The sequence below is a fragment of the Synechococcus sp. CCY9202 genome (assembly GCF_034931685.1).
GTDB lineage: Bacteria > Cyanobacteriota > Cyanobacteriia > PCC-6307 > Cyanobiaceae > CBW1002.
Genome location: NZ_JAYGID010000127.1, coordinates 18,198 through 31,756 on the forward strand (window position 1 = coordinate 18,198; position 13,559 = coordinate 31,756).

Below are 13,559 nucleotides of genomic sequence, written 5' to 3' on the forward strand. Positions count from 1 at the left end.
AAACCCTGGGAAAACAGGCCATACGGACAGGGGCTTTGTGAAGAGCGATGGCCCGGTTTCCGGATGAGCCCACGCGAACGGAGCCTCATCCCTAATGTTCGCGTCACTCCGGCGGCCTGTATCGGGCAAGCATCTGACGCTGTGCCTTCGGAACATTTCCCTTGTCTGCATCTCCATGTCGCCTCCCGCTGCGCCGGCGTTCTCGCCCTCGGCAGTGTTCAACCGGATCAGCTCCCAGCACATCAAGGGGGACCTGTTCGGTGGCGTCACCGCCGCGGTGATCGCCCTTCCCATGGCCCTGGCCTTCGGTGTCGCCTCCGGAGCTGGTGCCGCCGCAGGCCTCTGGGGGGCCGTGCTGGTTGGCCTGTTCGCCGCCCTGTTCGGCGGCACCCCCACCCTGATCTCGGAGCCCACCGGTCCGATGACAGTGGTGATGACGGCGGTGATTGCCAAGCTCACCTCCCAGAATCCGGAACACGGCCTGGCCATGGCCTTCACCGTGGTGATGCTGGCGGGTCTGTTCCAGATCCTGTTCGGCTTCCTGAAGCTGGGCCGTTACGTCACGATGATGCCGTACACCGTGATCTCGGGCTTCATGTCCGGGATCGGCTTCATCCTGATCATTCTTCAGATCGGTCCCTTTCTGGGGCAGGCGATTCCCAAAGGTGGGGTGCTCGGCACCTTGAATGCCCTGCCGGGCCTGATCACCAGCGCCCGGCCCACCGAAGTGATCCTGGCGGTGATCACCCTGGCGATCCTCTGGCTGACGCCATCGAAGGTCAAGACGATTGCGCCGCCCCAGCTGATCGCCCTGATCCTGGGCACGCTCCTGTCCCTCTCGCTGCTGAGTGGCGGCGGCGATGGTGAAGAGATCCGCCGGATCGGCGAGATCGCCTCCGGTTTTCCGAAGCTGCAGCTGCCCTACTTCTCCCTGCCCCAGCTGGAGACGATGCTCGTCAACGGCGCCGTGCTCGGGATGCTGGGCTGTATCGATGCCCTGCTCACGGCGGTGATCGCCGACAGCATCACCCGCACCGAGAGCGATTCGAACAAGGAGCTGATCGGCCAGGGCCTCGGCAACCTCGTCTCGGGCCTGTTCGGCGGCATCGCCGGTGCCGGCGCCACCATGGGCACGGTGGTGAACATCCAGGCCGGTGGCCGCAGCGCCCTTTCGGGCATCACCCGCGCCCTGGTGCTCATGCTGGTGATCCTGGCGGGCACGCGCCTGGCGGCCCAGATCCCCCAGGCGGTGCTGGCCGGCATCGCCCTGAAAGTGGGTGTCGACATCGTCGACTGGAGCTTCCTCAAGCGCGCCCATCGGATCTCGATCAAGGGCGCCCTGATCATGTATCTGGTGATCGGCCTCACCGTGCTGGTCGATCTGATCGCGGCCGTGGGCATCGGCGTGTTCATCGCCAACATCCTCACCATCGACCGGATGAGTTCGCTCCAGTCGAAGCAGGTGAAATCCGTCAGCACCGCCGACGGAGAGCTCAATCTGCCCAGTGAGGAGAAGGCCCTGCTGGATCGGGGCAACGGCAAGGTGCTGCTGTTCCAGCTGACCGGCGCCATGATCTTCGGGGTGGCCAAGGCGATCGACCGGGAGCACAACGCCATCGGCAGTTGCCAGGCCATCGTGTTTGACCTCACGGAGGTGTCCCACCTGGGGGTCACCGCAGCCCTCGCCGTTGAGAACGCGGTGGAGGAGGCCCTGGAGAAAGGTCGGCAGGTGTTTGTGGTGGGGGCCAACGGCACCACCCGCAAGCGGCTCGAGAGGCTTGGTCTCTACGCCAAGCTGCCGGTGGATCACCTCGAGATCAGTCGTCATGAGGCGCTCGAGCGAGCGGTTGCGGGGCTCGTCTGAACGCAGGGAGATTCTGCGGGGCTCGGCTCAGGCGGCGGGTACTGCTGGGGTCAGTCCATAGGGCTCACCATCGGCGGGTTCGAGGATCCCCAGCTCCTCCCGCCAATCGGCCACCGGCCTGTGCCAGCCCTCTTCCCAGTGGGCCACGGCCAGGCAACTCGCCTGCCGAGCCATCGCCATGCCGTGCGCCACAGCCGCGCTCAGTCGCGGCAGGCGCTCGGTCTGGAAGCGGAAGGTGGCCAGTTGTCCGGCTGTGGTGAGCAGCACGTAGGCGGGAAAGCCGATCTGACAGGCGGTGATCGCCAGCACCCCACTTTCCCCTTCGGAAACCGTGCCGAATCCACTCACCACATGGTGGATGTCGTGGGTGGTGGCGATGCGCTGGGTCAACCAGTGGGCCTGGGTTCCCGTGGGCCTGGGCCGGAAGAATTCAGGGTCGTAGTCGAGCTGACGAATCAGCTGGGCGTAGCTGCGGCCCAGGCTTCCCTCCGGCAGCTGGATCAGCCGATCCAGATCCGGCTGCAGGGGCGGGTATCGGGCATCCATCATCGCGGCACCACCAGGGACGCTGCGAAAGCGGCCGATGCAGGCCTCCATCTGCGGTGTGTCGAGCATGTTGTCGACCAGATCCGCCACCGAACCCAGGTCGCCGCCACTGCGGCCGATCGCCGCCAGCAATTTGAGGTTGTTGGCGGCCCTGAGCAGTTCACCGAATCGAGCCATCCCTGGACGCGCGACTACCTCCAGCATCGCCCCACCTCTGGCAACGCTGACCGGTGGGCGCCTGCGACGCTGGACAGCCAGCCAACAGATACCCAAACTCCTGATGCAAGTCCCGCTGCGCGAGTGGTGGCAGCAGCCCCACCGCGACGTCCTCTCCGGCCTGGTGGTGGCCTTCGCCATGATCCCCGAGGCGATCGCCTTCTCCGGCATCGCCGGGGTCGATCCCAGTGTGGGCCTGTTCGGTGCCTTCTGCCTGGCGGTCACCCTGGCGATCGTGGGCGGCCGCATGGCGATGATCACCTCGGCCACCGGCTCCACGGCCCTGCTGATGACCGGCCTGGTGCAGCAGGGCGATGCCCTGGGGGCGGGCCTGGGGCTGCAGTTTCTGCTGGCCGCCGGCATCCTCACGGGCCTGCTGCAGATCGCCTGGGGCTATCTGCGCCTGGCCCATCAGATGCGCTTCGTGCCCCAGCCGGTCATGGCTGGTTTCGTCAATGCCCTGGCGATCCTGATCCTGCTGGCCCAGCTCCCCCAGCTCGGCCTCGACGCCTTCCACCCCGAGGTGGTGACGGTGCAGCCCGCCCAGTTGCCGGCGGTGTGGGGCCTGACCCTGCTCACCCTGGTGCTGATCTATCTGCTGCCACGGGTCACCAAGGTGATTCCCTCGGCCCTGATCGCCATCTTGATCACCACGGGGATCGCCATCCAGCTGAAGCTGGATGTGCCCACGGTGGCGTCGCTCGGCACCCTGCCCCAGGGTCTGCCGAGCTTCGGTCTGCCCCAGGTGCCCTTCAACCTCAACACCCTCGGGCTGATCCTGCCGACGGCTCTGGCCATCTCCCTGGTGGGGCTGATGGAGACCTTCCTCACCCAGGACATCCTCGACGACATCACCGACCAGACCAGCCACAAGCACGTCGAGGCCCGCGGACAGGGGATCGGCAATATCGTCAGCGCGCTGTTCGGCGGCATGCCGGGCTGTGCCCTGGTGGGCCAGTCGGTGATGAACGTGGGGTATGGCGGCCGCACCCGGCTCTCCACCCTCACCTCGGGCATGAGCCTGCTGGCGATGATCCTGCTGGCCCGCGAGTGGGTGAATCAGATCCCCATGGCCACCCTGGTAGGCGTGATGATCATGATCGCGATCAACACCGCCAATCTGCGCTCGATCACCGAAATCCGCCGAATCCCCCGCAGCGACACCGCCGTGATGGTGCTCACGGTGGTCATCACCGTGCTCACCCACAACCTGGCCATCGGTCTGCTGGCGGGTGTGGCCCTGGCGGGCATCCTGTTCAGCCGTAAGGTGGCCAAGGTGATCGAGGTGGAGAGTCGCCTCGACGGCGACGACCATCGCATCTACACGGTGCGGGGTCAGCTGTTCTTCGTGAGCAGCATCTATTTCCGCCAGGGCTTCGATGTGCATGAGCATCCGGCCCGGGTCAGCATCGATATGGGAGAGGCGCACATCTGGGATCAGAGCGGAGTCACCGCCCTCGATCAGGTGATCCGCCGCATCAAGCTCGGAGGCAGCTCCGTGGAGGTGATTCACCTCAACCCCGCCAGCACCGACCTGTTCGCCCGGATCGGCATGGCAGAGGAGGCCGGCGGACGCGGCGGAGACCTGGCTGGAGCCCACTGATGACCTGGACAGCCGGATTGCCATCCCAGACTGACGGCATTAGCGGCCCGATGGCCAGGCGCTGAACGGACGCTCCAGCCGGCGTGTGCCCCGCTCCGGCAACCACAACTCCAGAACCGCACCCCCCCCGGGGTGGTTGCGGGCCTGGACCCGTCCACCCTGGGTCACGGCGATCTGCTGCACGATCGACAGGCCCAGGCCACTGCCGGTTCGTTTGCTGCGCACCCGGGAGGGATCGCCGCGATAGAAGCGCTCGAACAGATGGGTCAGATCCTGCTCGCTGAGGCCGGGGCCGTGATCACGAACGCTCAGCAGTGTCCAGTCGCCACTGCTGACCAGTTCCACCTGAACCGCCGTGCCATCAGGCGCATAGCGGATGGCGTTATCGAGCAGGTTGAGCAGGGCCCGATGCAGCCGCGACCCATCGCCCCACACCACCGTCGGGGCCGGATCCTCCCCTTCCGGCTCCGGCGGCTGTCGGGGCACCCGGTGCAGGGCCAACTCGATCCGGCGCTGTTCCGCCAGGGGACGCAGACCTGCCCACACCTTTTCCACCAGGGCACCCAGATCGACCGGATCGCTGCGACCCGGATCTCCAGGCAGGGCATTCTCCAGCCGCGAAAGCTCCAGCAGATCCCCCACCAGCTGCTGCAACCGCAGCAACTCCCGCTGCAGCCGCTCCACCAGAACCGCATGGCGGCTGTTCACCTGGGAAGCGAGGCTGTCGCCCACCAACAGCAGGGCCGTGAGGGGGGTCCTGAGCTCATGGGCCACATCGCTGACCCAGCGCTCCTGCTGCTCCAGCTGGGCTTCCAGGGAGCGGCGGGTCTGCAGCAGCACCGCCACCCAGCCATCGTCACCGGGGAGGGCATGCACCTCCAGATCCTCTTCCCCGTGCTGCCATTCCAGCCGTTGAAGCCGCTGCTGGCTGCGGGCGCTGTCGATGGCGCTGCGCAGCTGCGGTTCACGGCAGAGTGCCTGAAGCGGCTCACCCCGGTGGAGACCAGCCGCTGGTAACTGCAGCAATCGCACAGCACGGGGATTGATGGTGCGGATCACACCCTCCCCATCCAGCAGCATCCAGCCCAGGGGTGCCGCCTCAATCCAGCGCAGCAGCTGGCGACGGCCGGGGCGTTGCGACGGTATGGCGCGCCCCCGCCCTCGCCGCCGAGACCAACCCGCCAACCACCAGCCAGCCAGCAGACCCGCTGCCACTCCAAGCCCAAATCCGACCACAACGTTCATCTCACGGCCGCAAGCGGCCCCACCGGCACGCCTCAGCCGAAGCGATAACCGAAGCCCCGCACCGTCTGCACATGCTGCGGTGCCGACGGATCATCTTCGATCTTCTCGCGCAGCCAGCGGATGTGGACATCAACGGTCTTGGGATCACCGAAATAATCGAATCCCCAGAGACGTTCCAGCAGTTTGTCGCGGCTCCAGACCCGGCGTGGATGCTGCATGAACAGCTCCAGCAGCCGGAATTCGCGGCGGGAGAGGTTGACCTCCAGACCGTCGCGCAGAACCCGGCATTCCTCCGGATAGAGGCAGAGGTTGGCGTGCTGCAGCATCTGGCGCTCATCCCGCTGCTGCAGGGTGCTGCGGCGCATCAGGGCGCGGCAGCGGGCGACCAGCTCACGCATGCCAAACGGCTTGACAAGGTAGTCATCAGCTCCCACCTCGAGGCCCAGCACCCGATCCGTTTCCGAATCGCGCGCGCTCACCACCAGAATCGGGGTCTGGTTGTGCACCTGGCGCAGCTTTCGACAGAGATCAAGGCCCCCCAGACCGGGCAGCATCAGGTCCAGCACCACCAATGCAAATCCTTCGCTCCCCTGCTCCGTCGCATCGGAGTGGAGGAGATCAAGGGCCTTGCGGCCATTGCTGCAGCCAGTCACGGCATAGCCCTCGAGGGCCAGGGCCTCACAGACGGTCTCACGGATGGTGTCGTCATCCTCGACGACCAGAACAGAGGCAGGCATACCCCCATTGTTGGTGATGGGAGCCTGGTTCAGCAGAGTGGACTGCTCGGCCTCACCCAACGGTGCCACGACCAGGGTCGCCGTCATGGGCGGATCTTGCGGGACGGGGTGAAGCCGATCACCAGGCGACGCTCGTCGTCGATCTGCAACCAGCCTTCGTCGCGCAGCACACCGAGGATGCGCGTCACGGTGACGCGGGTGGTGCTGAGGGCACTGGCGAGATCCTGGTGGGTGAGGCGCAGGTTGAGGCGCAGCCCCTGGGGGCAAGGCTGGCCATACTGCTCAGCCAGCAGCTCGAGGAAGCCGCGCAGCCGCTCCTCGATGCGTCGCAGACCCAGCAGGGCCAGCATCGCCTCACTCTGGCGTTGACGGGCCGCCACGGCACGCAACATGGCCGTGGCCAACTGAGGATCGTTCTGGATGTCCTGTGAGGTGAAGCAGAGCAGGTCCGTATCGGTCACCGTGATCGCCTGGAAGGCCTGCACATCGGTGAGTGGCTCGCCGAAGGGTTCATTCGGACCGGCCAGACCAAGCAACAACTCATCGCCGTGAATCGATACCGCACCGAGTTTCACCATGCCCCGCACCACCAGCCAGATGGTGTGACGCAGTAACGGCACACTGCTGCCGGCAGCGAGATGAACCAGGCTGCGTTTCTGATAGCACTCCTCCAGCACAGCCCGGAAGCCATCGCTGCGGCCTGCTTCCGGGGAAGGGGTGAACACCATGATGAGTGCCGGGTGGCGGTTTGCACGCGATTGTATGGAGCGCGACACGCCCCAAGCACCAAGATGAGGTAGTGCCTTGATTAAGTCGAGGCTAAGAGCGCCTGGACAGGTCGTTCAGGCCAGGGGTTGGGCAAAGCATTACGCCGAACATTGACCTCGAACCCAGTTAGAAAGCCGCCAGAGATCGAGGGAACAAGAACCCTCAACCCTGGCGGGAGCCAAACCACGGATTCTTCCCAGACGATGCCCAGCGTTGCTGAGAACCGTTTCGTGAGAATCCATTGGTGAGAAGTCAGTGGGGAATCATCAGCTGCCGATCTTGGCCACTTCGGCGCGGGCCTTGTTCAGCACCTCACCGGTGAGGGGGACATAGCCGAGCTCAGCTGCCTGCTTCTGCGGGGCCTCACCCAGGGACCAGTCGAGGAAGTTGCGCACGGCCTCGGCCTTCTTGTCGCCATAGCCAGTTTCGTAGGCCAGGATCCAGGTGAAGGCCACGATCGGGAAGCTCTCAGCTCCAGCGGGGTTGCAGTCTTCACCACCCAGTTTGTCGTTGAGTACGACATTGTTGAGCGCTGCGGCGCCACTGGCCACACTGGCAAGCACGAATTGACCATCCTTGTTCTGCAGCGCCACTGGGCGCAGCGGATCCCGCACATAGGCAAGGTTCACATAGCCGATCGAACCAGGAGTGTTGGACAGCAGGCCAGCCACGCCCTCGTTACCCTTGGCCCCCACGCCAACGGGCCAGTTGACGCTCTTGCCCTTGCCCACACTCTTGCTCCACTCAGGCGAAAAACAAGCCAGGGAGTTGGTGAAGGCGTAGGTGGTGCCGGAGCCATCGGATCGGTGGGCCACCGTGATCGGCTTCGACGGACAACCGAGATCCTTCCAGTCCTTGATCTTGCCGAGGAAGATATCGGCGAGTTGAGCCTGGGTGAGTTTCAGATCGGGACAATCGGCATTGTTGTAGGCCGGCGTGACTGTGCCGCCCAACATCGGAATCTGCAGAGCACCCCGCTGGCCCGCCGCACCTGCCTTGAAGTCTTCCTCGCTGAGTTGCTCATCACTGGCACCAAAGTCCACCGTGCCGGCGGCAAACTGACGCACACCCGCACCTGAACCCACCGACTGATAATTCACCTGATTCCCGGTTTCAGCCGCATAGTCGCTGCTCCAGCGTTGATAAGCCGCCGCAGGAAAGGTTGCCCCTGCTCCACTGATGGTGGTACCGCCTCCGCCTCCGCAGCCGGTCAGACCGATCGCCGTGAGAGTCGCCACCGCCGCGATGGCACGCGGACGGAGGAGGGAGCTGGGAAAAGCCATGGACAGAAAGAGGGGTTACAGGACGTTGATCGTAGACAGCGTGCTCGAGAGCGAGCTCCAATGGCGACGAGTTGGTGTTCCCGCTAGCGGGCAAGCTTTGGAGAACGCTGCATCGGCGGATCCAAGGAAGAGCGGGCTGAACCAGCAGCGATGGATGGCGCCGGTCCAGCCCGCGGAAATCACTTGCCGATGCGAGCCACAGCCTTGCGGGACGCGGCCAGGATATTGCCCTTGAGCGGAACATAGCCGAGGTTATCGGCCTGGTCCTGGGCAGCGGGGCTGAGCAGATAGTTCATCGCCCTCTGGATCGTGGCGGCCTTGGCACCGTTACCTTTCTGATAGGCAAGGATCCAGGTGAGGGTCGAAATCGGATAGCTGGCTACACCGGCGGGATTGGGATCCTCCCCGGCCAGGTTGCTATCCAGACGGATGTTGTTCAGTGCCGCGGCGCCGCTGGCCAGATTCGGCAGCACAAACTTGCCTGCCTTGTTCTGCAGAGCTGCTGCCTTGATCTTGCCCCTGACAAAGGCCTGGTTCAGATAGCCGATTGAGCCACTGGTGTTGCTGATCACACCAGCCACTCCCTCATTGCCCTTGCCGCCGATACCAACGGGCCATTTGACGGTCTTTCCCTCACCAACCTTGCTTTTCCAGGTGGGAGAAAAGGCCGAAAGCGAGTTGGTGAAGGCGAAAGTCGTGCCGGAACCGTCAGAACGGTGCACCACCTTGATCGGGCCCTTGCCGCACTTGAGCTGATCCCAGGTCTTGATGGTGCCCAGGAAGATATCGACTGCCTGCTTCTGCGTGAGCTTCAGGTTCGCGCAATCAGGCTTATTGTAGGCAATCGCGATCGTGCCTCCCACGGTGGGGAACTGAACCACGCCGCGCGACACCTTGGCAGCTTCAGCAGCTTTAATGGGTTCATCGGTGGCGCCAAAATCCACGGTGCCGGCAACGAACTGACGCACACCGGCGCCAGAACCAACAGCCTGGTAGTTCACGCGCGTCCCGGTCTTGGCAAGCCCATCAAAGGCACGCAGGTAGAAGGGAGCCGGGAATGTGGCGCCGGCCCCATTGAGAGTGGACTGGGCGGATGCTGCGGCTCCGGCGCCAAGTGCTGCCAGGGTTCCGAAGATCAGGGCCTTCTTGACGAAGGTCATTGAATAGCCATGGGGAGGGGCCCATCCTGGATAGCAACTGGCCGGTACGCCAGTCGTTATTGCAGGGTTAAGGCGAGGCATCCCCGTCGTCTGCGCGACACCCAACCGGGGATTCAACGACGCGGCGTCGTCCAATCTTCGAACCAGCCACGGCGCCAAAGCCAGGAGGCCTGGAGAACAGCAACAGCGCCCATCAGCAGGATCACTGTCAGATAACCATAGCGCCAGTGAAGCTCGGGCATCACGTCAAAGTTCATGCCATAGATTCCTGCAATAAAGGTAAGCGGGGCAAAGACACTGGTGAGGATTGTGAGTGTCTTCATGACCTGGTTCATGCGATTGCCGATGCTGGCGGCATAGGCCTGTGTGATCGCATCACACTGGGCCCGTAGCGATTCACACTGATCAAATAGCAACTCCACCAGGTCAGCCATCTCCTGAAATCCGCCCAGGGCCTCGGGGCCCAGCAGCTGCTGGCGCTGGCGCAGAAGGGCTCGGATCTGATGGCGCAACGGCCAGATCTGGCTGCGGATCGTGCGAACGCCACTACGAAACTGTGTGGTTCTTCCCAATACAGTTGGCTTGGGTTGGCGTAGGGCGGCAGCTTCCAGGTCATCCAGTCTGTTAGCAATACTCTCCAGCATCGGGAACAGATCATCAAGCAGATCATCGATCAGAAAATGCAGCAGATCGTCCAGATCGCGATGCTCCACTGCTCCGGCCCGAGAGATCAACCAGTCGGTAAGGTCCGCAAATGGTTCTCCGCTGCTGGCCTCCTCCAGTGTGACCAACAGATCGGGCAACAGAAGCAATCCCACCTGCTCACTCACCAGATGGGCAGGATCCTTGGCGAAACCCAGCCGGTGCAGCACCACCAGCACCGCCTCGCCAAAGGAATCGACCCTGGGCCGCTGGGGCACGTCCAGCAGGGGAGGCAGCAGCTCCGCTGGCACGTCGAGGCTCGCCAGCAAGGCCTCGATCCGACGGCGATCCCGCAGCCCACTGATCCGCAACCACACTGGCAACTGCCGCTGTCGTGCCACATCCAGCAGGCTGTCGTCGCCGGTCTGCACCTGACGGAGCACAGGCCCCTCAGGCAGAAACACGACAGCGGAAAACGTGGTGGGCCGTTGCCCGCCGTGCACATACAGGTGACTGGGCAGATTGGCCGGTCTCTCCTCCAGACGCTGGGAGGTCAGAGCTCCAGGCGTGAGACGCAGCACCGTTCCTCCGGGATGAGCCAGCCATGGAACACCCTGCCCCCACTGAGAAGGGCCGCCTGAAGAAGCAGGCAGATGCCCACCGGTTTTAGCCAGGAACGCTGCAGGAAGGCCATGGCGTTGACAGTGGAATCACGCCCCCCCATTCCAGACTTGCTGCAGCCGTGGAACAGTGCCGTGCATCACAGCCGGCTGAAGCGTCGCAGCACCCCGGCAAACCGCCAGCTGAGGGGGAGCCGGAAAGCTTGAGCCAGTCTTAACCAACATCGCCGAACCAGCCTGACTACATTGAAAGGATCAGAACGTTAAGGATGATCTTGGGCGACGAACGCTCAGAACTCGCCCAATCGAGCTCGGGTTGGGCTCCGGATGGAATCCAATCACCGATGGAAGCCCATGGAGGGTACCGGGGAGCTGGGTGGTCTCCCGAGAGGCTGGTGTTCCATCAAAATCTTGAATCCTTTGCTGAGCGGGTCGGCCTGATCGTGGGATTACAGGCCAATGGCAAGATCTCCCAGGAACAGGCTTATGCCGAAATCCGGGCGATCTGGAAAGATTTGCGCTATAGCAAAGATGCGTTACTCGACACGAAGACTCCATGATCGTGGCGGCTCCGGTCGCCCCTCCTGCCGATCTGCCCTGTCCGCTCTCTGCTGGCTGGCAATTGCTCTTCACCCAGACCATGCCCCGCAGGGGAACGGAGGGAGAGCCGATCGGAGGCTTTTCAGGGGCTGTGTACGAGCCTGAAGACGATGTGCTCTGGCTGATCAGCGATACACCCCGCGGCCAGCTGCTCGGCTGGCGTGGTCTTCGTCAGATCCTGAGGGGCCCCAATGGGATGGGCCTCCATCCGATGGGATCGAACCGGAAGGAGGAACCGCAACTCCTGCAGCTGTTTGCCACCATTCCCTTGCAGAGCGGAGAAGCCGGCAACGGCAGCGGCAGCGGCAACAGCTTTCGACCTGAGATGGATGGCGAAGGGCTGGTGCTCCAGGGCTCTGACGCCTGGGTGGCCAGCGAAGGGCGCCTGACACCGGCACAGCCGGCCAGGTTGCTGCGCTTCGATCGCCACTCCGGGGCACTCAGGCAGGCCCTCCCTCTGCCTGAGGCATGGCACCTGCGGACCCGATCTGGCCTTGCGCCGAACGGCGGACCGGAATCCCTCACCCTGCTGCCTTCTGGCTCGACAACACCGAACCCAACGCTGCGGCTGCTGATGGCGACAGAACAGCCGCTGTTGCAGGATTCAGCCCGGGAGCGTCGCACCCTGCTCTGGTCCGTGCCGGCCAGCTCAGCTGACATCACCAGCCGGGTGCTGCCTCCCTTGCTGGCTCCAGACGTGAGTGAAGCCTGGGGGCTCACGGATCTTCTGGCCTTGTCGGGTCCATCCGCCACGCTCCCCACCCTGGCCCTGTGGCGATCCTTCACACCTCCAGGCTCCTGGCGAGCCGAACTGAGCCTCGTCGAACTCCAACAGGACCAATGGCACAGGAAGGCCCGCTGGGATCTGATCAGCAGCGGGCTTCCACCCGACAACTGGGAAGGATTGACCCAGGGGCCCACTCTGGCGGATGGTCGCTCCAGCTTCGTGCTGGTGAGCGACGACAACTTCAACCCCTTCCAGCAGAACCTCCTGGCGGTGATCGCGCCCCGGCATCAGCCAGGCTGCAGTCACCAGGGAGACCTGGCGCCCTCAGGGCAGCAGAACCGTGCAGTGACGCTCCGCACACCTAAGGTCAGTGGAGGAGGCCAGGCAAAGCAATAACCCAGCCTGAACGTCTGACTCACCTCGCGCTGGCAGGTTGAACCATGAGCGGATTCTCAGTCCTGATCACCCTTGCAGACAGCAAAGCCATGGCCACGTCCCCCCGTTGTGGCGATTATGTGGCCGATCTGATTCAGAAGCAGACCCGGCGGATTGGCAGACTGCATCCCGAAGTTCTGGCGGATCAGGACCCCGAAGCTCTGCACCAGCTGCGGGTGACACTGCGTCGCTTACGCACGGTACTGAATCAATTCGGAGCTGCTTTGAAACTTCCCGATGGCGTAAGCGAGCAACGCCTGGCCCGCGTCACACGCCAGACGGGACTGACCAGGGATCTGGACGTGCTCAGGCAGCGACTGGAGCTCGATCTGTTTCCCGCCCTGCCCATCTCTGCCGATGGTGAGGACTCCGATCCAACGATCAAGGCGAAGGCCTTGAAGCGGCTGCTTAAAGGGCTCGCACGCAACCGCCGCCAGGCCTTTGAAGGATTGGGAAAAGCTCTGCAGGATGCCAACTATCTGAAGATGTTGGCACGGCTGAGCAAATGGCTGAGAAAGCCGGATTTCACCATTCTTGGGCAGCAGCCGATCGGCGATTGGCTGGTCGAGTGGCAAGGATCTCTCAGCCATGGGTTGTTTCTCCATGCGGGTTGGCAGGAAGCCAATCCACGCGACAAGTCGTTACACGAACTCCGAAAGCGGATCAAGGAGGCGCGCTACGCGCTCGAAAACCTTGAGCCTTTCCTGCCCAGCGGCGGTCACCATTGGATTCAGGAGTTGAAGCTCGCACAGGAGTCCCTTGGTGAGCTCCATGATCTTCAGGTTCTGGCCGATGTGATCGGCGAACAGGAGCTGCGGCCACGGGTGGCTGACCTGCCTGAGCTGGGGGTAGCCATCCAGCATCAGCTGGACCGCTGCTGGGAAGACTGGCAATCGCTCGCCAGTCGCCTCAAGGCGAGGGAACGGCGCTGGGAATTTCAGGGCCTGTTTCTCAGCTCATGCCCAGGAGTGACCGATGAAACCTGACAAAAGGTCCGGCCAGCGTCGTCGCGCCCGGGGCCATGGCTCAGACCACCCGGCTTCACAGGCAGAGCATCCCAAAAGCTGCCAGATTCACCAGAGCACAATCCGTCACTGGTGCAGCTTCGTATCG

The 13,559-nt window shown here is 63.6% G+C and carries 12 protein-coding genes; 5 read left to right on the top strand and 7 right to left on the bottom strand.

What is annotated here, in order from left to right:
• Positions 1–175 precede the first annotated feature (175 nt).
• Positions 176–1,864, top strand: a complete 1,689-nt coding sequence (locus VB777_RS15515; RefSeq protein ID WP_197170044.1) for a SulP family inorganic anion transporter — start codon at positions 176–178, stop codon at positions 1,862–1,864.
• A 27-nt stretch (positions 1,865–1,891) separates the two neighbouring features.
• Here the strand turns inward: VB777_RS15515 and VB777_RS15520 are convergent, their stop codons facing one another.
• Positions 1,892–2,587: a Coq4 family protein gene (locus VB777_RS15520; protein WP_322757101.1), complete on the bottom strand. Its 696-nt coding sequence runs from the start codon at positions 2,585–2,587 to the stop codon at positions 1,892–1,894.
• 103 nt (positions 2,588–2,690) lie between these two features.
• Here VB777_RS15520 and VB777_RS15525 point away from each other — a divergent pair, with 103 nt between their 5' ends.
• Positions 2,691–4,229: a SulP family inorganic anion transporter gene (locus VB777_RS15525; protein ID WP_323250042.1), complete on the top strand. Its 1,539-nt coding sequence runs from the start codon at positions 2,691–2,693 to the stop codon at positions 4,227–4,229.
• A gap of 39 nt (positions 4,230–4,268) precedes the next feature.
• On the opposite strand, the gene VB777_RS15530 is transcribed toward VB777_RS15525, so the two are convergent.
• From VB777_RS15530 to corA, 6 genes are all read right to left on the bottom strand, one after another.
• Entirely contained in the window at positions 4,269–5,474 is a 1,206-nt protein-coding gene (locus VB777_RS15530) for a HAMP domain-containing sensor histidine kinase (protein WP_323250044.1), read from the bottom strand.
• Between the two features lie 32 nt (positions 5,475–5,506).
• Complete coding sequence (locus VB777_RS15535; protein WP_197159232.1) at positions 5,507–6,211, bottom strand: response regulator transcription factor; 705 nt, start codon at positions 6,209–6,211, stop codon at positions 5,507–5,509.
• Positions 6,212–6,294: 83 nt separating this feature from the next.
• On the bottom strand, positions 6,295–6,939 hold the full coding sequence (locus tag VB777_RS15540) for a Crp/Fnr family transcriptional regulator (protein WP_197154993.1): 645 nt from the start codon (positions 6,937–6,939) through the stop codon (positions 6,295–6,297).
• Positions 6,940–7,245: 306 nt separating this feature from the next.
• Positions 7,246–8,262: a phosphate ABC transporter substrate-binding protein PstS gene (gene pstS, locus VB777_RS15545; RefSeq protein ID WP_323250046.1), complete on the bottom strand. Its 1,017-nt coding sequence runs from the start codon at positions 8,260–8,262 to the stop codon at positions 7,246–7,248.
• A 179-nt stretch (positions 8,263–8,441) separates the two neighbouring features.
• Positions 8,442–9,422: a phosphate ABC transporter substrate-binding protein PstS gene (gene pstS, locus VB777_RS15550; protein WP_323250048.1), complete on the bottom strand. Its 981-nt coding sequence runs from the start codon at positions 9,420–9,422 to the stop codon at positions 8,442–8,444.
• Positions 9,423–9,535: 113 nt separating this feature from the next.
• The gene (corA, locus tag VB777_RS15555) at positions 9,536–10,645 is read right to left on the bottom strand and encodes a magnesium/cobalt transporter CorA (protein WP_323250050.1); all 1,110 of its coding nucleotides are present in this window, start codon (positions 10,643–10,645) and stop codon (positions 9,536–9,538) included.
• A 308-nt stretch (positions 10,646–10,953) separates the two neighbouring features.
• Between corA and VB777_RS15560 the strand changes: the two genes are divergently transcribed.
• The 3 genes from VB777_RS15560 to VB777_RS15570 all read left to right on the top strand — a co-directional run bounded on the left by VB777_RS15560 (position 10,954) and on the right by VB777_RS15570 (position 13,432).
• Complete coding sequence (locus tag VB777_RS15560) at positions 10,954–11,244, top strand: hypothetical protein (protein WP_323250052.1); 291 nt, start codon at positions 10,954–10,956, stop codon at positions 11,242–11,244.
• A complete protein-coding gene (locus VB777_RS15565; protein WP_323250054.1) occupies positions 11,241–12,407 on the top strand; it encodes an esterase-like activity of phytase family protein in 1,167 nt (388 codons plus the stop codon). Before VB777_RS15560 ends, VB777_RS15565 begins: the two co-directional genes overlap by 4 nt.
• An 89-nt stretch (positions 12,408–12,496) precedes the next feature.
• Positions 12,497–13,432, top strand: a complete 936-nt coding sequence (locus VB777_RS15570) for a CHAD domain-containing protein (RefSeq protein ID WP_323250056.1) — start codon at positions 12,497–12,499, stop codon at positions 13,430–13,432.
• Positions 13,433–13,559 lie beyond the last annotated feature (127 nt).